This is a genomic window from Wansuia hejianensis, assembly GCF_014337215.1.
GTDB lineage: Bacteria > Bacillota > Clostridia > Lachnospirales > Lachnospiraceae > Scatomonas > Scatomonas hejianensis.
In genome coordinates, this window is sequence record NZ_CP060635.1 from 726,602 (window position 1) to 749,286 (window position 22,685).

Annotated in this window: 21 protein-coding genes and 1 other RNA gene; 16 read left to right on the top strand and 6 right to left on the bottom strand. The window is 52.6% G+C overall.

The features are described 5' to 3' along the window. Positions 1–50: 50 nt before the first annotated feature. The 10 genes from H9Q79_RS03415 (at position 51) to H9Q79_RS03460 (ending at position 10,863) form a co-directional block, all read left to right on the top strand. Positions 51–1,679, top strand: a complete 1,629-nt coding sequence (locus H9Q79_RS03415; protein WP_249329195.1) for a recombinase family protein — start codon at positions 51–53, stop codon at positions 1,677–1,679. A gap of 48 nt (positions 1,680–1,727) precedes the next feature. After that, positions 1,728–2,459 (top strand): nucleoside recognition domain-containing protein, encoded by a 732-nt coding sequence (locus tag H9Q79_RS03420; RefSeq protein ID WP_249329196.1) that lies wholly within the window; start codon positions 1,728–1,730, stop codon positions 2,457–2,459. A 218-nt stretch (positions 2,460–2,677) separates the two neighbouring features. Continuing rightward, positions 2,678–3,685, top strand: coding sequence for a deoxyguanosinetriphosphate triphosphohydrolase (locus H9Q79_RS03425; protein WP_118645915.1), 1,008 nt, complete (start codon positions 2,678–2,680; stop codon positions 3,683–3,685). Between the two features lie 42 nt (positions 3,686–3,727). Next, positions 3,728–5,509, top strand: a complete 1,782-nt coding sequence (dnaG, locus tag H9Q79_RS03430) for a DNA primase (RefSeq protein ID WP_118645913.1) — start codon at positions 3,728–3,730, stop codon at positions 5,507–5,509. 61 nt (positions 5,510–5,570) lie between these two features. Then, a complete protein-coding gene (gene rpoD, locus H9Q79_RS03435) occupies positions 5,571–6,701 on the top strand; it encodes an RNA polymerase sigma factor RpoD (RefSeq protein ID WP_118645911.1) in 1,131 nt (376 codons plus the stop codon). Position 6,702: 1 nt separating this feature from the next. After that, complete coding sequence (locus H9Q79_RS03440; RefSeq protein WP_249329197.1) at positions 6,703–7,401, top strand: tRNA (adenine(22)-N(1))-methyltransferase; 699 nt, start codon at positions 6,703–6,705, stop codon at positions 7,399–7,401. After that, positions 7,382–8,173 carry a Nif3-like dinuclear metal center hexameric protein gene (locus H9Q79_RS03445; RefSeq protein ID WP_249329198.1) on the top strand — a complete coding sequence of 264 codons (792 nt, stop codon included), beginning with the start codon at positions 7,382–7,384 and terminating at the stop codon, positions 8,171–8,173. Before H9Q79_RS03440 ends, H9Q79_RS03445 begins: the two co-directional genes overlap by 20 nt. Before the next feature lie 34 nt (positions 8,174–8,207). Then, positions 8,208–9,875, top strand: coding sequence for a nucleoside kinase (locus tag H9Q79_RS03450; protein WP_118645909.1), 1,668 nt, complete (start codon positions 8,208–8,210; stop codon positions 9,873–9,875). 46 nt (positions 9,876–9,921) lie between these two features. Then, positions 9,922–10,270, top strand: an RNA gene (gene rnpB / locus H9Q79_RS03455) — RNase P RNA component class A. Positions 10,271–10,287: 17 nt separating this feature from the next. Further along, positions 10,288–10,863, top strand: a complete 576-nt coding sequence (locus H9Q79_RS03460) for a Maf family protein (protein ID WP_249329199.1) — start codon at positions 10,288–10,290, stop codon at positions 10,861–10,863. Here the strand turns inward: H9Q79_RS03460 and H9Q79_RS03465 are convergent. The 6 genes from H9Q79_RS03465 to H9Q79_RS03490 all read right to left on the bottom strand — a co-directional run bounded on the left by H9Q79_RS03465 (position 10,836) and on the right by H9Q79_RS03490 (position 16,105). After that, positions 10,836–11,654: an AraC family transcriptional regulator gene (locus tag H9Q79_RS03465; protein WP_118645907.1), complete on the bottom strand. Its 819-nt coding sequence runs from the start codon at positions 11,652–11,654 to the stop codon at positions 10,836–10,838. The two genes, H9Q79_RS03460 and H9Q79_RS03465, sit on opposite strands and share 28 nt — an antisense overlap. 3 nt (positions 11,655–11,657) lie before the next feature. Beyond that, entirely contained in the window at positions 11,658–11,978 is a 321-nt protein-coding gene (locus H9Q79_RS03470) for a DUF6951 family protein (RefSeq protein ID WP_118645905.1), read from the bottom strand. Between the two features lie 73 nt (positions 11,979–12,051). Beyond that, on the bottom strand, positions 12,052–13,272 hold the full coding sequence (locus tag H9Q79_RS03475; RefSeq protein ID WP_118645903.1) for an NAD(P)/FAD-dependent oxidoreductase: 1,221 nt from the start codon (positions 13,270–13,272) through the stop codon (positions 12,052–12,054). Then, positions 13,269–13,721, bottom strand: a complete 453-nt coding sequence (locus H9Q79_RS03480; RefSeq protein ID WP_118645901.1) for a 4Fe-4S dicluster domain-containing protein — start codon at positions 13,719–13,721, stop codon at positions 13,269–13,271. Before H9Q79_RS03480 ends, H9Q79_RS03475 begins: the two co-directional genes overlap by 4 nt. A 12-nt stretch (positions 13,722–13,733) precedes the next feature. Beyond that, a complete protein-coding gene (cooS, locus tag H9Q79_RS03485) occupies positions 13,734–15,620 on the bottom strand; it encodes an anaerobic carbon-monoxide dehydrogenase catalytic subunit (RefSeq protein WP_249329200.1) in 1,887 nt (628 codons plus the stop codon). An 83-nt stretch (positions 15,621–15,703) separates the two neighbouring features. Next, positions 15,704–16,105 (bottom strand): RrF2 family transcriptional regulator, encoded by a 402-nt coding sequence (locus H9Q79_RS03490; RefSeq protein WP_118645899.1) that lies wholly within the window; start codon positions 16,103–16,105, stop codon positions 15,704–15,706. A 149-nt stretch (positions 16,106–16,254) separates the two neighbouring features. Here H9Q79_RS03490 and H9Q79_RS03495 point away from each other — a divergent pair, with 149 nt between their 5' ends. From H9Q79_RS03495 to dnaK, 6 genes are all read left to right on the top strand, one after another. Continuing rightward, positions 16,255–16,929: a GTP pyrophosphokinase gene (locus H9Q79_RS03495; protein ID WP_249329201.1), complete on the top strand. Its 675-nt coding sequence runs from the start codon at positions 16,255–16,257 to the stop codon at positions 16,927–16,929. Between the two features lie 32 nt (positions 16,930–16,961). Further along, complete coding sequence (rhaD, locus tag H9Q79_RS03500; RefSeq protein ID WP_118645897.1) at positions 16,962–17,792, top strand: rhamnulose-1-phosphate aldolase; 831 nt, start codon at positions 16,962–16,964, stop codon at positions 17,790–17,792. 24 nt (positions 17,793–17,816) lie between these two features. After that, positions 17,817–18,431, top strand: a complete 615-nt coding sequence (locus H9Q79_RS03505; RefSeq protein WP_249329202.1) for an HdeD family acid-resistance protein — start codon at positions 17,817–17,819, stop codon at positions 18,429–18,431. Between the two features lie 23 nt (positions 18,432–18,454). Next, positions 18,455–19,681 carry an S-methyl-5-thioribose kinase gene (mtnK, locus tag H9Q79_RS03510; RefSeq protein WP_249329203.1) on the top strand — a complete coding sequence of 409 codons (1,227 nt, stop codon included), beginning with the start codon at positions 18,455–18,457 and terminating at the stop codon, positions 19,679–19,681. Between the two features lie 48 nt (positions 19,682–19,729). Then, positions 19,730–20,815 (top strand): S-methyl-5-thioribose-1-phosphate isomerase, encoded by a 1,086-nt coding sequence (gene mtnA, locus H9Q79_RS03515; RefSeq protein ID WP_249329204.1) that lies wholly within the window; start codon positions 19,730–19,732, stop codon positions 20,813–20,815. Positions 20,816–20,925: 110 nt separating this feature from the next. Next, positions 20,926–22,674: a molecular chaperone DnaK gene (gene dnaK, locus H9Q79_RS03520; protein WP_118645893.1), complete on the top strand. Its 1,749-nt coding sequence runs from the start codon at positions 20,926–20,928 to the stop codon at positions 22,672–22,674. Positions 22,675–22,685: the final 11 nt, after the last annotated feature.

Here is a 22,685-nt window from a genome sequence, read left to right on the forward strand (position 1 = left end):
TCTGAGAAAACAATGGCCGCCTCACAGGGGCGGCATGGGGCGGTGAAAGGATGCATTTTTTTATCTACGGCCGTAAATCCGTCTATACGGGTAAGGGTGAAAGCATTGAAAACCAGCTTGAGATGTGTAAGCAGTACATACAGAATAAATTTTCAGATCAGAGCGAACAGGACATAACCGTCTATGAGGATGAGGGCTTTTCCGCAAAGAATACTGACAGGCCGCAGTTTCAGCAGATGCTGCGGGACATGAAACGGCAGAAGCCGGATTATTTGGTCTGTTACCGGCTGGACCGGATCAGCCGGAATGTCAGTGATTTTTCAGCGCTGATTGAAGAGCTGAATGACCGGAATATTTCATTTGTCTGTATCAAAGAAGAATTCGACACGTCGAAACCCATGGGAAAAGCAATGATGTACATTGCTTCTGTCTTTGCACAGCTGGAGCGGGAGACCATTGCAGAGCGTGTGCGGGATAATATGCTGATGTTGGCCAGGACCGGAAGGTGGCTGGGAGGAACCACCCCATTAGGATATACCTCTGAAAAAATGCAGGAAGTCGTTATCGACGGCCGGATGAAGACCTCCTGGCAGCTGAGAGAGCAGCCGGAGGAGCTCCGTATTGTAGATCTGATTTTTGAGAAATACCTGGAATTGCACAGCATTTCCGGGGTCAGCAAATATCTGGCAGGCCAGGGCATCAGATCCAGGAAGGGGAAAAGCTATTCTTTGGAGGGAATCAAACAAATCCTTCAGAATCCTGTCTACTGCGCGGCTGATCAGGATGCGTTTGATTACTTTACAGCCTGTCATTCCGACGTATCATTTGAGGCTGGGGAATGCACGGGCAAATATGGGCTTCTTTCCTATAATAAGAGGGATTATAAAAAGAAGCATGCGCCCCGCCAGCCGGTGAGCCAGTGGATTATCGCCATAGGAAAGCACAGAGGACGTATACCGGGGAGAAAATGGGCTGCTGTTCAGAATGCTTTAAAGGAAAATATGCCGGCAGAGGGCGGTCCGGCCCCGGTGAAAAATGATTATTCTCTGCTTTCAGGTATGATACGGTGCAGCCAATGCGGCAGCCGTATGTTTGCAAAGCGCCGTACAGGCAGAGAAGCAAACCGCAGAGTGTATGACTACATCTGCGGCAGCAAAATACAGGGCGGCAGGAAGGCCTGCAGCTGCCAGAACATCAGCGGTCGGCAGGCAGATGACGCAGTATGCCGGTTTCTGAGGGAATATGCGTCAGAAGACGGAGGGCTGTGCAGGATGCTGGAAAGGTTGAAAGACAGGCTGCAAAAACAGTTACAGAGGCAGCCTCAGGGAAACCGGCCTGGCAGCATAGCAGCTCAGATTGACAGATGCAGGGCAGAGATGAATCAGCTCATGAACAGCTTGGCGGAAGGGCAGCTCTGTTCTGCATTTATACGGCAGGTAAATGGGCGGATTGGAGAACTTGACCAAAAGCTCTCACGGCTCCTTCAGGAGAGACAACGGCAGGAGGCCGTCCGTCTGCCGGATGACCGGGAGGAGGCGTCCGGCATCCTGTCAGGTGGGCATTATGCGCTGAAGGATCAGATAGCTGTCCTGTCTGTCCGTGACAAACGGCAGCTGCTGCGTCTGATGGCTGAGAAGGTACTATGGGATGGCGAGCGGCTGCATATTTACATGAGGTAAAAGCCCTCTCCAGAAAGTTGCGCTTAGAATGGTTGTGCATTTCCGGCATTGATTGCAATATTGACTATGTTTTTCGGCGGTATGGCAGGCGGAGCCCTTGGCTCGGTGGTTCCCGCGCTACTGCTTACTGCCGTAATCCTGCTCGGTATCTTCATGACCTTTCTGGCAACTAAGCTATTGTCCCATACGGTTCTGAAAGGAATGCCATCGTCCTTCACGCTGGAGCTGCCTCCCTACCGGAGGCCCCAGGTGGGCAAAATCCTGCTTCGTTCCCTGCTGGACCGGACTCTGTTCGTCCTGGGCAGGGCAGCGGCTGTTGCAGCTCCGGCTGGACTCCTGATCTGGGTGATGGCAAACTGCCGGGTGGGCGGGGTGACGCTTTTAAATCACTGTGCTTCGTTCCTGGATCCTTTTGCCCATCTCATGGGCATGGACGGCATCATATTAATGGCGTTCATCCTGGGCTTTCCTGCAAATGAAATTGTGGTGCCGATCATTATAATGGCATATACCGCCCAGGGAAGCCTTCTGGAGCTGGCAACCCTGTCTGAAATGAAGCAGCTGTTTGTCAGTCACGGCTGGACCTGGATCACAGCCGTCAGCGTCCTGCTGTTCTCACTCATGCACTGGCCCTGCTCTACCACCTTCCTGACCATACGAAAAGAAACAGGCAGCTGGAAATGGACGGCAGCGGCCATGCTCCTTCCGGCCGCAGCAGGGATCGGTATCTGCATGGGATTTACAGCTGCGGTGAGGCTGCTGTCTTCCTGTTTGTTTTAAAGGCTTCCAGCCCTTTGCCATCAGTCAGATGGTAAAGGGCGGCGGGAACGCCGCTGCGTGTGACTCCAAAAGGCTGGTAGCTGGCGTATGGCATATTTCCCTAATTGGTACATCCTGGTAACAAGTAAAACTTGTCAAAAATCTCATTTAATAAAAGGAAACTGGGGAAAAGCGGCGTATATGTTAAATAGGAGAGTTTGTCAGTATGGAGGTCACTTATGAACATTCGGGAGAGTTTTGAAGAAAAAGAGTTTCAGGAATTAAGTCCATACGCAGCTCATAGCAGGAATTCCAAAGGGCGCGTGGTATACGAGCCGGAATGTGATATCCGGACAGTCTATCAGAGAGACCGGGACCGGATTCTTCATTCTAAAGCTTTTCGAAGGCTGAAGGATAAGACACAGGTGTTTTTGTCGCCTCAGGGAGATCATTACAGGACGAGGCTGACCCATACGCTGGAAGTTTCCCAGACGGCCAGGACTATTGCCAAGGCGCTGAATCTGAATGAGGACCTTGTGGAGGCTATCGCTCTGGGGCATGATCTGGGGCATACCCCCTTTGGACATGCTGGTGAGGCGGCGCTGAATGCTGTCTGTCCGGAGGGTTTTGCGCATTACAGGCAGAGCATCCGGGTCGTGGAGCTTCTGGAACGGGACGGGCGGGGCCTGAACCTGACCTGGGAGGTCAAGGACGGGATTCTCAATCACCGCACGGCGGGCCATCCGAACACGCTGGAAGGACAGGTTGTGAGGCTTTGTGACAAAATTTCCTATATTCATCACGATATGGATGACGCACAGAGGGCCGGGATCATCAGTGAGGATGACATTCCGATCACGATCCGCGTCGTTCTGGGCGGAACCTGCAGGGAGCGGCTGAATACGCTGATCCATGATATCGTGCAGAATAGCTGGGACAAGGATGAGATCTCCCAGTCTGAGGATGTCAGAGAGGCCATGGTCACACTGCGGCAGCTGATGTTCGACAATGTATATAAAAATGACGTGGCAAAGCACGAGGAAATCAAAGCAAAGAGGATGCTGACCGAGCTGTACGAATATTACAGCACCAACCCGGAGAAATTATCCAGGGAGTATCTGGAGCTGATCGAACGGGGCGAGAGGAAGGAACGGGTAGTCTGTGATTACATTTCCGGAATGACAGATCAGTATTCTATACATAAATTTAAAGAGATCTATGTTCCAAAGGCATGGGCAGTTTATTGATATTGGGATATATAGTTCCAATCGATCGACAGGAGGGGCATCATGCGGTATTCAGATGACATTATCGAAGAAGTGCGGACGCGGAACGATATCGTGGACGTGATCTCAGGCTATGTCAAGCTGCAGCGGAAGGGCAGTTCTTATTTCGGCCTCTGTCCTTTCCACAATGAAAAATCGCCCTCTTTTTCCGTCAGTCCGGGCAAACAGATGTATTATTGCTTTGGCTGCGGGGCGGGAGGCAATGTCTATACGTTTTTGATGGAGTATGAGAATTATTCCTTTCAGGAGGCGGTGAAGGTCCTGGCCGGCCGGGCCGGGGTCAAGCTGCCGGAGATTGAATATTCAAAGGAGGCGAAAGAGCTGGCCGACCGGCGGGCGCTTTTGCTGGAGATTAACAAGCAGGCGGCAAAATATTTTTACTGCAAGCTTCGCACGCCGGGGGGCGCTGATGCCATGGCTTATCTGAAGAGGCGGGGATTAAGCGATGAAACCATCCGGATGTTCGGCCTGGGCTATTCCGATAAATATAATAATGACCTCTATCAGTTCCTGAAGAAAAAGGGTTATTCCGATGAGCTGCTGAAGGATTCCGGGCTGTTCAATGTGGATGAACGGCACGGTATGTATGATAAGTTCTGGAACCGGGTGATTTATCCGATCATGGATGTGAATAACCGGGTGATCGGCTTCGGAGGAAGGGTCATGGGGGATGCCAAGCCGAAATACCTGAATTCTCCGGAGACGAAGATCTTCGATAAAAGCCGGAACCTCTACGGGCTTAATGCTGCCAGGACCTCCCGCAGGAGGAATCTGATCATCTGTGAAGGGTATATGGATGTGATATCCATGCACCAGGCGGGATTTACCAACGCGGTGGCATCTCTGGGCACGGCGCTGACCTCCCAGCAGGCGGGGCTGCTGAAGCGGTATACAGACGAGGTTCTGATCATCTATGACAGCGATGAAGCCGGAGTCAGAGCTGCTCTGAGAGCCATTCCCATGCTGAGGTCTGTGGGCCTGGCTACGAAGGTGGTCAATCTGAGACCCCACAAAGACCCCGATGAATTCATTCAGAAGGAAGGGATGGAGGCCTTTGAAGAGCGGCTGGAACGGGCGGAGAATAGCTTTCTGTTCGAGGTGCGGATTCTGCAGGGGAATTATGACCTCACGGATCCCCAGGGCAGGACTGATTTCTTCCATGAGGTGGCGGGAAAGCTGCTGAAGTTTGAGGATGAGATAGAACGGAACAGCTACCTGGAGGCAGTAGCCAGGCTGTATCACATTCAGGCAGATATGCTGGAAAAGCTGGTGAATAAGCTGGCGCTGAAAGGAGTAGGGCTGGCAGAGCAGCCGAAGCCTAAAATCTTCGCGAAGCAGAGGCAGGAAAAGGAGAGCGGCATTGATAAAGCGCAGAAACTGATGCTGACCTGGATGACCAGCTATCCGGAGATCCTGAAGGGGCTGGAAAACCACCTGAAGCCAGAAGATTTTACGACGCCCCTGTACCGGGAGGTCGCGGAAATGGTGGAAGAACAGTTCCGGGCGGGAGAGGTAAACCCTGCGAGGATCATCAACCATTTTGAAGACAGTGAGCAACAGACGGCAGTCGCCGCCCTGTTCCACACGCAGATCTCCCTGGAGACAGAGGAAGAGAGGAAGAAGGCGCTGAAAGATGTGCTCTGCAATATGAAGGACAGCAGCATCACTTACCGCCTGTCCCGGCTGGAGCCCACGGACCTGACAGGGCTTCAGCACCTGATGGAGGAAAAGAAAAAGCTGGAAAAACTCCGGGAATCAGGGCTTCCTGAGGAGATTTCGCTGTAATTGGATTATTTTTACATACGTTAGGATAAAATACACATAGACAGGAAAGGATGGACAATCTATGGAAATGGATAAAGAGAAATTTATGGAGAAACTGAAGGGCCTGATGGATATGGGCAAGAAGAAAAAGAACATGCTGGAATACCGTGAAGTCACAGACTATTTCCAGGACATGCCTATTTCCGATGAGCAGATGGATAAGGTCCTGGAGTATCTGGAGGCTCATGGGATCGATGTTCTCCGTATCTCTGAAAATGATTCGGATGTGGATGACCTCCTTCTGATCAGCGATGATGAAATCAATCTGGATGAGGAAGAAGAGGTTGACATGGAAAACCTCGATATTTCTGTCCCGGAAGGCATCAGCATTGAAGATCCGGTACGGATGTATTTAAAGGAGATCGGTAAAGTGCCGCTTTTGTCTGCTGAGGAAGAGATTGACCTGGCCCAGCGGATGGAAGAAGGGGACGAGAGTGCCAAAAAGCGCCTGGCAGAGGCCAATCTGCGTCTGGTCGTATCCATTGCAAAACGTTATGTGGGCCGCGGCATGCTCTTCCTGGATCTGATTCAGGAGGGGAATCTGGGCCTGATCAAGGCTGTGGAAAAATTTGATTACCGGAAGGGATATAAGTTTTCCACTTACGCGACCTGGTGGATTCGCCAGGCGATCACGAGAGCAATTGCTGATCAGGCGCGGACGATCCGTATCCCTGTCCATATGGTTGAGACGATTAACAAGCTGATCCGCGTGTCCAGACAGCTGCTTCAGGAGCTGGGGAGGGAACCTACCCCGGAAGAGATAGCGGAAGAGATGAACATGTCTGTAGAGCGGGTGCGTGAGATCCTGAAGATATCCCAGGAGCCTGTATCGCTGGAGACTCCGATCGGAGAAGAGGAAGACAGCCATCTGGGCGATTTCATACAGGACGACAATGTGCCGGTGCCTGCTGACGCCGCCGCTTTTACCATGCTGAAGGAACAGCTGGAGGAGGTATTGAGTACCCTGACAGAGCGTGAGCAGAAGGTGCTGCGCCTGCGTTTTGGCCTGGATGACGGCCGGGCGAGGACTCTGGAAGAGGTCGGCAAGGAATTTAATGTAACTAGAGAGCGTATCCGCCAGATCGAGGCCAAAGCTCTGCGGAAGCTGCGCCATCCCAGCCGCAGCCGCAAGCTGAAGGATTATCTGGATTAATATGGTACTTTCAAAGAGGATGGAATGCGTCGCTTCCATGGTTACGCCTGGGGGCAGGCTGGCTGATGTGGGCTGCGACCATGGCTATCTTCCGATCTGGCTGTTCGAGACGGGGAGGATCGCCGGGGCTGTGGCCATGGATATCCGCCCGGGCCCGCTGGAACGGGCTAAGGCGAACATTGCACAGCACGGGCTGGGGCAATACATACAGACCCGCCTGTCGGATGGCATGGAGAAGCTGGCGCCGGGTGAAGTGGATTCTGCCATTCTGGCCGGAATGGGCGGAAAGCTGATGGTCCGTATCCTGAGTGAAAGTCCGGGGACTGTGCAGAGCCTTCGGGAACTGGTCCTGGAGCCGCAGTCGGAGACGGCGGCACTCAGGAAATATCTGATGGAAGCCGGTTTCCAGATAGAAGCGGAAGATATGGTTTTAGAAGATGGGAAATTTTATCCGGTCATGAGGGCTGTTCCGGTGGGAACGTCAGAGGAGCTGTCGGCGGAACAGCTCAGGTTCGGCCCTAGGCTTCTGGAGAACCGCCATCCGGTGCTGCTGGCTTATCTGCACCGGGAGGAGGAAGTCAGCCTGCGGCTGGAGGAAAGCCTTCAGAGGGCAGGAAGCCCGCGTGCTGAAGAGAGGCTGAGAGAAATACAGGAGGAAATACAGCATATTCGTGCTGCATATGTATATTATGATATGTGAAGAGATATTGAAGAGGCTGGAAGTAGAATATCCTCCCTCCTGTGCGGAGGAATGGGATAATCCGGGGCTGCTGGTGGGCAGGCGTTCCGGGGAAGTCCGCAGGATCTTTGTGGCTCTGGATGTGACAGACGAGACGCTGGAGGATGCCTGCTCCTGGGGCGCAGATCTGATGGTCACCCATCATCCGCTGATTTTCGGGAGTATCCGGCAGGTGAATGAAGACACCTTTATCGGGCGGAGAATACTGAAGCTGATTGAGCACCGGATGTCGTATTACGCGATGCACACGAATTTTGATGTGCGCGGAATGGCGGAGCTTAACGAACGGCAGCTGGGTCTTGTAAATGCTCGTGTTTTGATGAAAACAGGTGATAATGAGGAACGACCGGAGGGAATCGGCAGGATCGGTGAACTGGCAGAGCCAATGGCGCTGACAGCCCTGGCGGAACACGTAAAGACGTGCATGGGTGTTCCGGATGTGAGGTGTTATGGAGCCTCTGAGCTTCCGATAGCGAGGGTGGCAGTCTGCGGCGGCGCGGGAAAGAGCGTGGTACAGGAAGCGCTGGATGCCGGGGCGGAGGCTTTGGTTACGGGCGATATTGATTACCATACGGCGATAGACGCGCTGTCTGAGGGGCTGCATATTCTGGATGCCGGGCATTACGGGACGGAGTATTGTTTCATTAGCTATATGACGGATAGATTGAGCCGTATGTTTCCCGAATGCCAGGTGAAGGGGGCATCAGTCAGGATGCCGTATACTGTTATATAAGTTGCCACGGAAGGTTTGAAAAGGAGTATAGAAGATGGCAGAAGGTTTTTATCAGGTAATTGTGGACGGCCAGTCCGGCTTATATCCGGCCGGTACGCCGTACGGGGAGATTGTGAAGGATTTCCAGTCTCCGGACGGCCTGCCTGCTCTGCTTGTCATGGCGAATGGCAGGCTCCGGGAACTGCACAAGACGCTGAAGGAGGACTGCGAGCTGCAGTTTGTCACGGCGGGGAGCAGCATCGGCCACAAGACATATAAGAGAAGCATGACGCTTCTGTTATTAAAGGCGGTCTATCATGTGGCCGGTCATGGGAAGATAGAAAAGGTCGTGCTTCATTATTCTGTGGGGAACGGCTTTTATTATACGCTGAAGGGCAATGTGACGCTGGATGAGGAATTTCTTCGAAAGGTGAAGGCGTACATGAAGGAGATGGTGGAGCAGGAAATTCCCATCATGAAGCGCAGTGTCAGCACCCAGGAAGCCAGGGAACGGTTTGCCGAATACGGGATGAGGGACAAAGAAAAGCTGTTCCGCTACCGGAGGGTATCCAGGGTGAATGTATACAGCCTGGAGGATTTCGAGGATTATTTTTATGGCTTCATGGTCTGGCACACAGGGTATCTGAAATACTTTGACCTCTGTCTGTACGATGAAGGCTTTGTGATGATGCTGCCGGGAAGGAGTGATCCTGCAGAGGTAGAACCGTTCCTTCCTTCTCCAAAGATATTCAAGGTTCAGCAGGAATCTGAGAAATGGGGAGAACGGCTTGGAATCGATACGGTCGGCGACTTGAACGAGTGCATCAGCAAAGGACAGATCGGGCACACCATGCTGGTAGCCGAGGCCCTGCAGGAAAGCCGGATTGCGAAAATCGCCGAAATGGTGGCAGGGCGGCCGGAGGTGAAATTTGTCATGATCGCAGGCCCCTCTTCATCAGGCAAAACGACATTTTCCCGCAGGCTGTCCATCCAGCTGACGGCCCACGGCCTGCAGCCCCATCCGATCAGCCTGGATAATTACTATGTCAACCGGGTGGATTCGCCCAGGGATGAGAATGGGAATTATGATTTCGAGTGCCTGGAGGCGCTGGATATCGCCCTTCTGAATCACGATATGGCGGAGCTGCTGAAGGGCAGACGTGTGGAAATGCCCCGGTTTAATTTCGTTACAGGGGAAAGGGAATACAAGGGTGATTATCTGCAGCTTGGCCCTGACGATATTCTGGTGCTGGAGGGCATACACGGGTTGAATGAAAAGCTGAGTTATATGATCCCCTCTGACAAAAAGTTCCGGGTATACATCAGTGCGCTGACCCAGCTGAATATCGACGAACACAACAGGATTCCCACCACAGACGGGCGGCTGATCCGCAGGATCGTCCGGGACCACAGGACGCGGAACACAGCAGCCCAGGATACGATCGCCATGTGGGGGTCTGTCCGGAGAGGGGAGGAGAGGAATATATTCCCCTACCAGGAGCAGGCGGACGTGATGTTTAATTCTGCACTGATCTATGAGCTGGCAGTGCTCAAGCTCTATGCGGAGCCGCTTCTGTTCCAGATTCCGGAAGAAGCTCCGGAATTTATGGAAGCGAAGCGTCTGTTGAAATTCCTGGATTATTTTGTGGGAATGCCTTCGGAAGATATACCTAAGAATTCGATTTTGCGTGAATTTGTGGGCGGAAGCTGCTTCGATGTTTGACAGAGGGAAGGGAATTGTGATATCTTAGTAAAAGACCAGATCAGAACAAGTAGGGCATGTAATCGCGGCTGGCAGGACCGAAAGGGGCCAGGTGAGGAAAGTCCGGGCTTCACAGGGCAGGATGCCGGATAACGTCCGGCGGAGGCGACTCCAGGGACAGTGCAACAGAGATAAACCGCCTGCGGAGCAGGTAAGGGTGGAAAGGCAGTGTAAGAGACTACCGCCGCACTGGTAACAGGGCGGGCACATGTAAACCCCATCCGAAGCAAGACCGAACAAAAAGCTATGTGGCTGCCCGTCACGCTTTTAGGTGGGTCGCTTGAGGCTGTCGGCAACGGCAGTCCTGGATAGATGATTACACATGACATAACCCGGCTTATCGCCCTGCTTGTTCTGAGAAAGGAAAATACAGATGAAACAGTTGATACTGGCCTCGGCTTCGCCGAGGAGAAAAGAATTGCTCACTCAGGTGGGCATTTTTGCAGATGTGGTTCCCAGTGAGGTAGAAGAAAAGATAACTAAAACCCTGCCTGCGGAGGTAGTTGAAGAACTGTCCCGGCAGAAATGCCTGGATGTGGCCGGCCGGATGGCAGAGGATTGTATGGTCCTGGGAGCCGATACTGTGGTGGCCGCGGAAGGCAGAATCCTGGGCAAGCCGGGAACGCTAAAACGGGCAGAGGAGATGCTGCAGAGACTTCAGGGCAGGACCCATCAGGTGTATACAGGTGTCACACTGGCGGAAGTGAAGGCCGGCCGGATAGTGCGGGCAGAGACATTTTCTTCGTGTACCTCTGTTACCGTATGTCCTATGACGGATGAGGAAATCGCAGAATATGCCCGTTCGGGAGAACCTCTTGACAAAGCGGGCGCCTATGGAATACAGGGTGTTTTTGCAAAGTTTGTGGAGAAAATTGAAGGTGATTATAATAATGTCGTCGGCCTTCCGGTGGCGGCCGTCTATCAGCGCCTGAGAGGCTGGCCCTCATGACGCTCCCGCTCCCAGAGGTATTCCTCCGGCGAACTGTGATATGTGTTCCGGAAGTGGTATTGGAAGGATTCGGGATCGACGAAACCACAGGAATAGGCTGTTTCCACCACAGAGCAGCCCTCCGCCAGCATTTCGCAGGCATGCTTCAAACGGCAGGCCATCAGAAAGTCCTTGGGCGCCATGTGCTCCAGATCGATAAAGAGCCGGTATATGTAAGAACGGTCAATGCCGATCTGATGGGCGATATCCTGGATTTTGATATCATAGCAGTAATTATTCTCAATATATTCCTTCGCGCGCGCCAGATAGCATTCACGGGCAGCTGCGCTCCGCGCCTTCGGCCGGGGCAGCAGCAAACTTAAAAGCTGGGTCAGAGAGCCGTTGATCTCTGCGAGGTTTGAGCATTCTTTTTCAAACACATCTACCAGGTGCTGGGCATAGGAAAAAAGCCGCTCCGGATCTTCAGGTACGGCCCGCACGGGCGTGCCGGCAAAACAGGAGGCGGCCAGGTGATTTCCGGCCTCGTCACCGGTAAAGGCTGTCCAGGCGATCTGCCAGGGCGTGTACTCATCTGCCTCCAGATAGATCATGTCGCCGGGGGAGAAGTAGAAGGTATCCCCTGCCTGCAGCTGATAGATATTATTTTTATATTGAAGGATTCCTTTTCCGTCCAGCACTGTGTAGAGCAGGAAATGAGGACGGGCTCCGGGGCCATAGACCTGGCGCGGAGCCCATTGCTCTTTGGCGCAGAAAACAGCCTGGACGGATGTCATCAGCAGTTCTTTTTTCATCAGTCAGTCCTTGAATTCGATTGTCACGTCTTTTTTCAACGCCAGCCGGCATTCAGCTTCCATGCATTTAATGATGCCAGATAACACCGGGCAGGCCACATGTACCGGGAAATGTTCCTTAGCATAATCATAAAACGGCCCCTCACCCGGCTTGCGCAGGCATACCTCATAAGCATCGTAGGTATCTCCCAGATCTTCAAACATCTGGTGAACGCTCTTGCAGCCGGACTTCACATGAACGTGAACCTCCATCTGATCTTCGGACTCAGCGGTAACGCTAGTCACAAACCCACATATTCCGGGATTAATCATTACTTTCGTCATCTGAATTCCACCTCCTTGTCAATCAATGACTTACAGACATTATAAGCTTTTCGGCAGCGGAAGTAAACAGCAATTAAGAATATTGATATTGCCCGGAGCTGTCGGTGCCGTAGAAATCTGCGAAGGAGATATCGAAGATATCTGTCTTAAGGGAGGAAAGATCTATCTCGTTTTTAATCAGGTACTGGTAGACGCCGCTGTAATCGATGGAGCCCTGAAGCAGCAGGCTGTCCAGCCGTCCGTTCCGGAGGATCGCCTTTTTATATCCTGAGGAATCCTGGCGCAGAGTTACGGTGTCGCCTTCGGAAGCGGTTCCGCGGCCCAGGGAAAGGGTCGTCAGTCCATAAAAATTAATTGTGTTTTTCATGGCATAGCGGTCGATGTATTGAACGGGAATGCCGCACATGTTGTAGGCGGCTGTTTCTCCTTGTTTCATGGCGTTGGGCCATATGCCGGACAGTCCGGTGACGTCCCCGGCTGCATAGACGCCGGGACAGCTGGTCTGCAGGAAGGGGTCTGTCTCTATAAAACGGTCTGCCTTTATTTTACTGCCCTTGATACACGAAAGAGAGGGACGGACGCCGGCGGCGACTACGGCCAGGCCGCATTCAATGAGGGTTCCGTCGTCCAGCAGCACGGCGCTTATTCCGCCGCTGCCGTTAGAAATTGTGTCGACAGCCTTCCGGCCTAACAGAAAACGGCATCCGGCGGCTTCAAAAAGCCGGCGGTAAGCGTTTCCGGCAGTTTTGTCCAGCTGCAGAGGGAGGATGCGGTCAGCCATCTCGACGACGGTGACATTTTTCCGCTGCCTGAGAAAAGCGTAGGCGGCGTCCATTCCCACCAGACCAGAACCTATGACCAGAATATTTTCCGCCTGGTCTGCCTGACGGCGGATTGCCTGGGCATCGCTCAGATGGCGGAGGCCGAAAACATTGCTGGCATTCCGAAGCTGCCCTACAGGAGGGATTAAGCTGTCTGCGCCGGTAGCGATCAGGAGGCGGTCATACAGAAAACAGGTGCCATCTTCCAGCGTCACGGTATATTCGTCTGTGCCGATGGCAGATACCGTACTGCCGCCTGCCCAGTATATATTCAGGTCTTCAAAGAAATGCTCCGGAATAAAAGAAAGCTCTTCTTCCTCCCGCTCGTGGGAGAGATAGCGGTGGAGCATGCAGCGGGAATGTACCTGCCGGTCAGTAGAAAGCATCACAATGCTGGAATCAGGCTCCAGAGAACGGATGGTTTTGGCGGCCTGGATACCAGCGGCTCCTGCGCCGATGATCACATGTTTCATAGGTTCACCTCCTCTATGTAAATTGCCTGTTTGGGGCAGGCGGCGACGCAACTGGGTCCGTCCGGGAGGTCCTGGCAGAAATCGCATTTGATTACCTTTGTCCGGGTGGCGCTGTCCGCCTTCAACACACCGTAGGGACAGTTCATGACGCACATAAAGCAGGAGCCGCAGCGAGCTTCGTCGTAGAGCACATGGCCGGTGGAGGGGTCCTTCCGGAGAGCACCGCTCATGCAGGACATCACGCATTCCGGCTGGTCACAGTGACGGCAGAAGATTGGTTTGTAGTTCCCGGAGGAATCCCGCACAATGTGGCTGCGGGATTCATTGCGGATATCCAGGAGGTTCAGGTCATAGATAGTTCCGGCATCCGCCCGGTGGGCCTCCATACAGGCTAAGGTGCAGCTCAGACAGCCGTCACATTTGGAAGCATCAATGAAAATACGTTTCATCAGCATCACCTCCTAGATGTTTAATCCGCTGCGGCGGTCCAGGATGATCTGCTCCAGAATATCGGCGGATTCCCTGGCATCCGGGTTGATGATCACCTGTCCTCCGGTCAGAGATTTCATGTCCTCTGTCAGAACCTTGACAGTGAGCGGGCTTCCGGTCACAAAAGGCGGCAGTCCCAGATGGAGCGGCAGTCCCAGTGCGAGGCCGAAGCAGCCGTCAGCCAGAGCCTGTTCTTCCAGCCATTGAGCTGCGGAGAGTACCAGAGGCAGTTGAGGAAGATCTACACCCAGTTCTGCGGCTATTTCCGTAGCCACAATTTCCAGGCGCCCGATAGCCAGGCAGGGACCAAAATTGAGTACCGGAGGGATTCCCAGCTTCTCGCAAACCGCACGGAGCTTCGGGCCGGCGAATTTAGCCGCTTCAGGGGTCATCAGTCCGCAATTCTCAATGCCTCCTGAGGAGCATCCGGCTGTGAGGACGATAATATCCCTGGAAATTAATTCCTTTGTCAGCTCTACTGTGAGCACATCATGGCCGCCCGCCGTCAGGTTGGAACAGCCCACAACTCCGGCAATTCCCTTGATGTCCCCGGAAACGATCAGATCGATGAGAGGCTTCCAGCTTCCTCCCAGGAAGGCTTTCAGGGAACCCTCACTCACGCCTGTCAGCGTATGGTCGTTTCCATGATTCTCCAGCAGGTTCAGCGGTACGGAACCACGGCGTTCCTGGTAGGAGCTGATAATTTTATCAATGATCAATTCACTGAGCTGTTCACGGTTCTGGAAATCGAAGGACAATAGCTCGGCATTGGCTTTTTTCGCCACATCGTCCAGGCAGATCTGCTTGATTTTCAGCTCTTCACAGATCGGCTCGATGCCGGGAAGCGTACAGTTAAATTCAGAGAGGACGGCGTCGATGGCTCCGGTTGCGAGAATTGCTTCACTGGTATAGTTATTGCCAGCATGACCGTCAAAGATTTCTGTATAGTGAGAGCCTCTCAGCTGGAGATCCTGGCCCACGCAGGTACAGCCAACCAGCTTAAAGCCCTTGGCTCCCGCAGCCTGTGCTTTTTTTACAGCCTCCGGAGAGATGAGCTTATCCTGTAGGTCCACGAAGATCGTGTGCTGATGGCCGGTAATCATGATGTTGATGTAATCCGGGTCAATGACGCGCAGACCGACGGGGGCCATCCGAAGCTCCGGCTGTCCCAGAAGCACGTCGTTCAGCAGGTTGGTGAGGGTCAGCCCGTAGATGCCGGTGGAAATTCCCAGCTTCAGGCAGTCTGTGAGCATGTCCACGGGATCAGAATTCAGATTGGTGGAACATTTCACTACGCCTTTGAATACTTCTGATTTAGCGCCTCCCGGCATGATGCCCAGCTCTTTCCAGCAGTCTGTCCGGGGAGCATAGGCGATTTTTTCAACCAGCTCTGCCCGCTCATATTCCGGCTTATAGAGATCAGCCAGCACCGCGTCGGCCACAATCTCCGCCTTTTTATAGGGATCTGGATCAGTGATCCCGAATAGATCAGCGAGTTTATTCAGGGAGGCTATTCCCTTTAATTCACCTCTGGCCCGGGCAGTGTCTCTCAGATTCCGGGCGGTGTTTTCTACGATGTGGATATAGCAGCCGCTGCCAGAGGCAACAGAACGCAGAAAATTCCTGGTTACGATCGTGTCCGCGTCGGCGCCGCAGATTCCCCGGGGAGATTTGGGCGTGATCCGGCAGGGACCATTGGCGCAGAGACGGCAGCAGACGCCCTGGAGGCCGAAACCACATTTTGTTTTCTGCGTGTCCACCCGGTGGTGAGAGGTTTCCATGGGAAGAGATCTGATAAATTCCTCCAGGGGTTTGTCGGCACTCTTACAGGTATTACATCCATAACATTGGTGATTCATGAGCATACATCCTCCTTTAAAATACTTTACTAAAATAGTGCAGATTAACTGCATAAAAAAATCGGGAACCGGCGAAGTCTGAATTATTTCCGGAGAATTTCAGCAAGACTCTTCTTTCTGAGTTCCTGGTCCAGACTGGACTGAATCCGGCAAAGCTCTCCATGCACGAGGCAGGGCTGCTTCCGGGTATTAAGAGGGCAGTCATATCCGTGCTGCATGCAGTCAGTCAGCAGGGAGTTGGGGTCAATCGCTGTATATACATCGTACAGCGTCGTCTGGTCCAGATCACAGAGCAGGGCATAACCGCCTGTGGTGCCGCGGTAGCCTTTGATAAGCCCCGCCTGCTCCAGCTTCCGGGCAACTTTATAAGCGATGGCATTGGGCAGCTGTTCCTGGCGCACAATACTGCTGATACTGGAAACCTCACCGGAAGACAATGCGCGGATCATCCGGACTGCGTAGTCACATTCTCTGGTAAAAAGCATGGTCAACCTCCTGATTGATTAAACTTTAACATATTATACCAAAAAGGTCAAGTATTAATGTGGGTTAGGCTATACAAATTTTTAATAATCAGTTATAATAGTACATAGTTGTAAAATTAGTACAGAAATGTCAGAAAGCAGGAATAGTTTTGGAAGAGGATAAGAATATTAAAACACAGATTGATGCGCTGAAGATAGAGGAAATAGAAGAGTTTCAGGAGATTGCCCAGCCTTTTATCAGCCTGATGATGGAGTTCCGGTGTGCGCTGATGGAGATTGAGACGAAGCTGAATGTGCTGAACAGTGAATTTGCCCTGACCCATAACCGGAATCCGATTCAGACGATAAAGACCAGGCTGAAGCAGCCTGTGAGCATTCTGGAGAAGCTGCACCGGAAGGAGCTGGAGGTGAATATATTTAATGTTGAAGAATACCTGGCTGATATTGCGGGGGTGCGGGTGATCTGCAGCTTTCCGGAGGATATTTATACGGTGGCGGATCTGCTGCTTCATCAGGATGATATCAGGATGCTGGAGATTAAGGATTATATTAAGAAGCCCAAGGAAAGTGGATACAGGAGCCTTCACCTGATCGTTGAGGTCCCCATCTTCCTGTCGGAGGGGAAGAAGCCGCGCAAGGTAGAGATACAGTTCCGGACGATCGCCATGGATTTCTGGGCCAGCCTGGAGCACCAGCTGAGGTATAAGAAGCATCTGGAGAACGCTGAGGAGATCAGCAGGGAGCTGAGGGATTGTGCGGATAAGATCACATCCCTGGACTACAGGATGCAGGAACTGAGAGGTAAGATAGAATACGCTGACTGAACAGAGGTAAAAATGAGAGCAGGGAGGTATCTATGAAGATTTTGGACATGAAGTTTGTACGGGGATTTATCAAAATGGCGGACGACGGCTATCAGCAGGGTTGGCATGAACGGAACGGAGGCAATCTGTCCTACCGTCTGAAGGAATCAGAGGTAGAAGCGATCCGGCCGAGGCTGAACGCAGCAGGGGAATGGGTTCCCATCGGGACCAGCGTGCCCGGGCTTGCCGGGGAATTTTTCATGGTCACGGGGACGGGAAAGTATTTTCGGAATATCATTGTAGATCCGGAAGTCTGTGTAGCGATCATCGAGCTGGACGGTAAGGGGGAGAACTACAGGATTCGCTGGGGGCTGGTGGAAGGCGGAGGGCCGACCAGTGAGCTTCCCACCCATCTGATGAACCATGAGGTTAAGAAACGGGTATCGGGAGGCAGACACCGGGTGATCTATCATGCCCATACAACGAATACAATCGCGCTCACCTTCGTGCTCCCTCTGAAGGATGAGGTTTTCACCAGGGAGCTGTGGGAAATGGCTACGGAATGCCCGGTCGTTTTCCCGGAGGGCGTCGGCGTTGTGGGCTGGATGGTTCCGGGAGGACGGGAAATTGCCGTGGCGACCAGCAAGCTGATGGAGCAGTACAACGTGGCGATTTGGGCCCACCACGGAATGTTCTGTTCCGGAGAAGACTTCGATCTGACCTTCGGGCTGATGCACACGGTGGAAAAATCAGCGGAGATACTGATTAAGGTGCTGTCTATGAGCCCTGCGAAGCTGCAGACCATCACGCCGGATAATTTCAGGGAACTGGCAGAGGGGTTCCGCATCCGGCTGCCGGAGAAGTTTCTGTATGAAAAACAATAAATTGCCGGGAGGTAAGAATATAAGATGAAAGAATTTTTACAGCGGACAAAATTGATGACCGCACTGACTTCCATACTCTTGATCATACTCGGGATTTTACTGATTACGAATCCCACGGGCGCCGTGCTGACGGTCTGCCGGATTGTGGGCTGTATCCTGTTCATTTCCGGCATTGTGCTGATTGTGATGTTCCTGTCCCGGAAGGGCTGGGAGACGGGCAGCACCTGGGATGTGGCAATGTGTGTGCTGGGCGCCGTGATGCTGGCCGTAGGAGTGTTTATTGTCATACGGCCCGGAGCGGTGGTGGGCTTTGTCGGCATTCTGTTTGCGATCATCCTGTTCCTTCACGCGATCTATGATTTTCGTGAGATGCTGAACCTGAAGAGGATGAATGACGAGAGATGGTGGATCAGCCTGATCTGCGCCGCGGTGACATTTCTCATGGGCATACTGATCCTGATGTCGCCGATCGCGGTTCCGGCCATTATGACAGTGCTGACAGGTATTTTTCTGATCTTCGACGGATTAGCGGAGCTGTTTATCGCGTTCCGTGTTCTTCAGGTCGGTAAACGCTGGGAGCAGGAAGGCTTTCCTGACAAAAAGGTGATAGAGGGAAAAGCCGAAGAAATAGATGAATAATGTATATACGGGAGGAAATGACGATGTCTGAGTATCAGTCTTATTTTCTGATGAAGCCGGAGGATGCGCCGGCTTATGTACAGGCGAAATTGAATTATTTTCCGGAGGGCCACAGGCTTGCGGGCACGGAAATCGGCGACGGGAATATCAACTATGTATTTCGTGTGGTGGACCAGGATACGGGAAAGTCCATCATCGTGAAGCAGGCAGGGCTCAAAACCAGAATTGAGCCGGATCTGGGCGTCTCCACAGACAGAGGCCGGATTGAGGCCAAGATTCTGAAAATACAGAATGAATTCGCGCCGGGACTGGTTCCGGAGATCTATTTATATGATGAAATCATGTGCGCGATGATTATGGAAGACATGGTCGGCCACACCATGATGAGGACAGGGCTGCTGAATCATGAGACATATCCGGAATTTGCGGACCATGTGACAACATTTTTGGCAAACTGCCTGCTGCGCACCTCTGATCTGGTCATGAACCATAAGGAAAAGAAAGAGTTGGTGAAGGAATTTATCAATCCGGATCTGTGCGGGATTACTGAGGATTTGGTTTTCATGGAGCCATATACGGACTGCTTTGACAGGAATCATGTATTTCCACCAAACAAAGCCTTCATCCAGAAGGAGCTGTATGAGGATGAATCGTTGCGCCTGGAGGCCGCCAAACTGAAATTTGAGTTCATGAATCATGCCCAGGCCCTGATCCATGGCGACCTGCACACAGGTTCTGTGTTCATCAATCAGGAGCATACGTATATCTTTGACCCGGAATTCGCTTTTTACGGGCCGATGGGTTATGATATCGGGAATGTGATCGCCAACCTGCTGTTCGCATGGTGCAACGGGGATGCGGAGATCGAAGAACCGGAAAAACGTGAAGAATTCTGTACCTGGTGCCTTGATGCCATTGCCGATACAGTTGACCTGTTCGTTCAGAAATATGACAGTGTCTATGATGAATATTCGACAGAGCTGATGGCCAGGACTCCAGGCTTTAAGGCCTGGTACCTGTCAGGGATTCTGGCAGATACGGCGGGAGCGGCTGGTACAGAGGGTATCCGGCGGATTGACGGGATGGCGAATGTGAAGGATATCACTTCGATTTCCGATGAGAGCAAACGTGCGCGGGCTGAGCGAATTGTGGTCACTTTTGCAAAAGACTGCATTATGAACCGTGAAAGTTTCATCTGTGGGGCGGATTACGTGGCGGCTATCCAGCGTGCGGTGGAAAAACACAGCTGATCAGAAAAAGAATAGCGATACTGTACATTCAGGAAGAGGTATTTCATCATGAGTGAAAAAATGAAAACAATTATGGACTACGATACCGTGGCCCTGGACGAGGAACGCCATGCTCTGGCTATTATCGACCAGACGCAGCTCCCGTACCGGACGGAAATCCTGTATCTCACCACGCAGAAGGAGATCTGGAATGCCATTTATCTTCTGCAGGTCCGGGGGGCACCGGCCATCGGCGTTTCGGCCGCGATCGGAATTTATCTGGCCGCCAGAGAGATACAGGCAGATCATTTTGAAGAATTTTACCGGCAGTTCCAGGAGGCGAAGGACTACCTGGATTCCTCACGTCCGACGGCAGTCAATCTTTCCTGGGCACTGAAGCGTCAAGAGCAGGTGGTGCTGGCCAACAGGGAACGGAGCGTTCCGGAGATTGTGGAAGCCCTGCATCAGGAGGCACTGAATATCCGGGAAGAAGATATCCGGGTCTGCCGGGCGATCGGTGAAAATGGGCTGACCCTGGTTAAGCCGGGAGACGGCCTTCTGACCCACTGCAATGCCGGAAAGCTGGCCGCCGTGAAATATGGGACGGCTACCGCCCCTATGTATCTGGGACAGGAGAGAGGCTACGGTTTCCGGATCTATGCGGATGAGACGAGGCCGTTGCTTCAGGGAGCCAGGCTGACGGCTTATGAGCTTCAGGAATCCGGGCTGGATGTGACGCTGCTCTGCGATAACATGTCGGCGGCGGCCATGAGGAACGGATGGATTAACGCGGTCTTCGTGGGATGCGACCGTGTGGCGGCCAACGGGGATACTGCCAACAAAATCGGAACGTCCCTGGTGGCTCTGGCGGCAAAAAGGTACCACATTCCATTTTACGTTTGCGCCCCCACCTCCACAATTGATATGGAAACAGCCACGGGCGGGGATATTCATATCGAACAGAGGAAAGACTATGAAGTGACGGAGATGTGGTACGAGCGGCGGATGGCGCCTGAGGGAGTTAAGGTTTTTAATCCGGCCTTTGATGTGACAGATAATGACCTGATAACCGGAATCGTGACGGAATACGGTGTGGCGAAGGCTCCCTATAAAGAGGCATTTGAAGAAATATTTCGAAAAAAAATGAAAGAATAAGAAATTTTCGAAAGAAATCATAAAAAAACGGCCGGCCGCATTGACCGGCCATTTTTTGTGCGGTATAGTTGAGACTAAGTAGATTGCAGAATTTTCGGAGGAAGAAGACAATGAGCAAAGTAATAGGCATCGATCTGGGCACCACCAACAGCTGTGTGGCGGTTATGGAAGGAGGTGAACCTACAGTCATCGCCAATGCGGAAGGGATGAGGACAACTCCGTCGGTGGTGGCTTTTACGAAGGACGGCGACCGGCTGGTGGGCGATGTTGCAAGGCGCCAGGCCGCTACCAACGTAAACCGGACGATTTCATCCATAAAACGACAGATGGGTACCAACTACAGGGTTAAGATAGACGGCAAGAATTATTCCCCCCAGGAGTTGTCAGCCATGATCCTGACCAAGCTGAAAAAAGATGCGGAAGGCTATCTGGGAGAGAGCGTCAGCGAGGCGGTCATCACGGTTCCGGCATATTTTAACGACGCGCAGCGTCAGGCTACGAAGGACGCCGGGCGGATTGCCGGATTAAATGTCCTCCGCATCATCAATGAGCCCACATCGGCGGCGCTGGCCTATGGTCTGGATCACGGACAGCCACAGAAGATCATGGTATATGACCTGGGCGGCGGCACCTTTGACGTTTCCCTGATCGAGATCGGTGATAATTTAATCGAAGTTCTGGCGACAGCCGGTGATAACCACCTGGGCGGAGATGATTTTGATGAGAGAATTGCCAATTATCTGGTAGAGGAATATAAGAGGACGGAGAAAATCAACCTGTCCAAGGACGTGGTTGCCATGCAGCGGATACGGGAGGCGGCGGAGGAGGCCAAGAAAGCCCTGTCTTCCCAGAGCGTCACTTCGATCAACCTGCCTTTCGTGGCTACGGTCAAGGGCCAGCCGGTTCACATGGAGATGGAGCTGACCAGGAGTAAATTCGATGAGCTGACGTCAGATCTGGTGGCTCGCACGGAGACTCCTGTCCGAAAGGTGCTGGCAGACGGCGGCGTCAGCGTATCAGAGCTGGGAATGGTGCTGCTGGTCGGCGGCTCAACCCGGATTCCTGCGGTGCAGGAAAAAGTACGCCAGCTCACCGGTAAAGAGGCGTCCAAGAACCTGAACCCGGATGAGTGTGTGGCGCTGGGGGCGGCCATCCAGGGCGGCAAGCTGGGCGGCGAAATCACCACCGGCAACGCGGCCGAGATTATCCTCATGGACGTAACCCCGCTGTCACTTTCCATCGAGACGGTGGGCGGAGTGGCTACTAAGATCATTGATCGGAATACGACCATCCCGACCCGTCACAGCCAGGTGTTTTCCACAGCTGCCAATTATCAGACCTCCGTGGAGATCAAGGTATTGCAGGGAGAGCGCCAGTTCGCAAAGGATAATACACTTCTGGGCAATTTCCGCCTGAACGGAATCAAACGCGCCCCGGCAGGAGTGCCTCAGATTGAGGTGACCTTTGACATTGACGCCAATGGAATTGTAAACGTATCCGCCAAAGACCTGGGAACCGGAAAACAGAAAAACATCACCATCACAGCCAGCTCCAAACTGTCTGAAGACGAGATCGAAAAGGCGATCCACGACGCGGAAGCCTACGCCGGCGAGGACACCTCCAGAAAAGAAAAGCTGGACGCGCTGAACGAAGCACAGATCCAGATGATGGCGGCAGAGCAGTATCTGAATAACAATAAAAAGACACTTTCCAAAGAGACGAAAAAAGACCTGAAAAATCAGATCTCCCTGATCCAGAAGCTGACAAGAGCGAAAAAACCCGAAAAGATGTCAGAAGAAGAGCTGGCGTCCATTCAGGCAGAGACGGCAAAAATAAAGACAATGATGCCGGAGGAGTGATTCTGGGAGGT

What these genes read in the sequence shown, in the direction of transcription:
- H9Q79_RS03505 (WP_249329202.1), top strand. Translation starts at nt 17,817, where the DNA reads ATGAAAGAATTTTTACAGCGGACAAAATTGATGACCGCACTGACTTCC.
- H9Q79_RS03490 (WP_118645899.1), bottom strand. Translation starts at nt 16,105, where the DNA reads ATGCTTTTTACCAGAGAATGTGACTACGCAGTCCGGATGATCCGCGCA.
- mtnA (WP_249329204.1), top strand. Translation starts at nt 19,730, where the DNA reads ATGAGTGAAAAAATGAAAACAATTATGGACTACGATACCGTGGCCCTG.
- rpoD (WP_118645911.1), top strand. Translation starts at nt 5,571, where the DNA reads ATGGAAATGGATAAAGAGAAATTTATGGAGAAACTGAAGGGCCTGATG.
- mtnK (WP_249329203.1), top strand. Translation starts at nt 18,455, where the DNA reads ATGTCTGAGTATCAGTCTTATTTTCTGATGAAGCCGGAGGATGCGCCG.
- H9Q79_RS03425 (WP_118645915.1), top strand. Translation starts at nt 2,678, where the DNA reads ATGAACATTCGGGAGAGTTTTGAAGAAAAAGAGTTTCAGGAATTAAGT.
- H9Q79_RS03480 (WP_118645901.1), bottom strand. Translation starts at nt 13,721, where the DNA reads ATGAAACGTATTTTCATTGATGCTTCCAAATGTGACGGCTGTCTGAGC.
- H9Q79_RS03465 (WP_118645907.1), bottom strand. Translation starts at nt 11,654, where the DNA reads ATGAAAAAAGAACTGCTGATGACATCCGTCCAGGCTGTTTTCTGCGCC.
- H9Q79_RS03470 (WP_118645905.1), bottom strand. Translation starts at nt 11,978, where the DNA reads ATGACGAAAGTAATGATTAATCCCGGAATATGTGGGTTTGTGACTAGC.
- H9Q79_RS03440 (WP_249329197.1), top strand. Translation starts at nt 6,703, where the DNA reads ATGGTACTTTCAAAGAGGATGGAATGCGTCGCTTCCATGGTTACGCCT.
- H9Q79_RS03460 (WP_249329199.1), top strand. Translation starts at nt 10,288, where the DNA reads ATGAAACAGTTGATACTGGCCTCGGCTTCGCCGAGGAGAAAAGAATTG.
- dnaK (WP_118645893.1), top strand. Translation starts at nt 20,926, where the DNA reads ATGAGCAAAGTAATAGGCATCGATCTGGGCACCACCAACAGCTGTGTG.
- cooS (WP_249329200.1), bottom strand. Translation starts at nt 15,620, where the DNA reads ATGAATCACCAATGTTATGGATGTAATACCTGTAAGAGTGCCGACAAA.
- H9Q79_RS03445 (WP_249329198.1), top strand. Translation starts at nt 7,382, where the DNA reads ATGTATATTATGATATGTGAAGAGATATTGAAGAGGCTGGAAGTAGAA.
- rhaD (WP_118645897.1), top strand. Translation starts at nt 16,962, where the DNA reads ATGAAGATTTTGGACATGAAGTTTGTACGGGGATTTATCAAAATGGCG.
- H9Q79_RS03415 (WP_249329195.1), top strand. Translation starts at nt 51, where the DNA reads ATGCATTTTTTTATCTACGGCCGTAAATCCGTCTATACGGGTAAGGGT.
- dnaG (WP_118645913.1), top strand. Translation starts at nt 3,728, where the DNA reads ATGCGGTATTCAGATGACATTATCGAAGAAGTGCGGACGCGGAACGAT.
- H9Q79_RS03475 (WP_118645903.1), bottom strand. Translation starts at nt 13,272, where the DNA reads ATGAAACATGTGATCATCGGCGCAGGAGCCGCTGGTATCCAGGCCGCC.
- H9Q79_RS03450 (WP_118645909.1), top strand. Translation starts at nt 8,208, where the DNA reads ATGGCAGAAGGTTTTTATCAGGTAATTGTGGACGGCCAGTCCGGCTTA.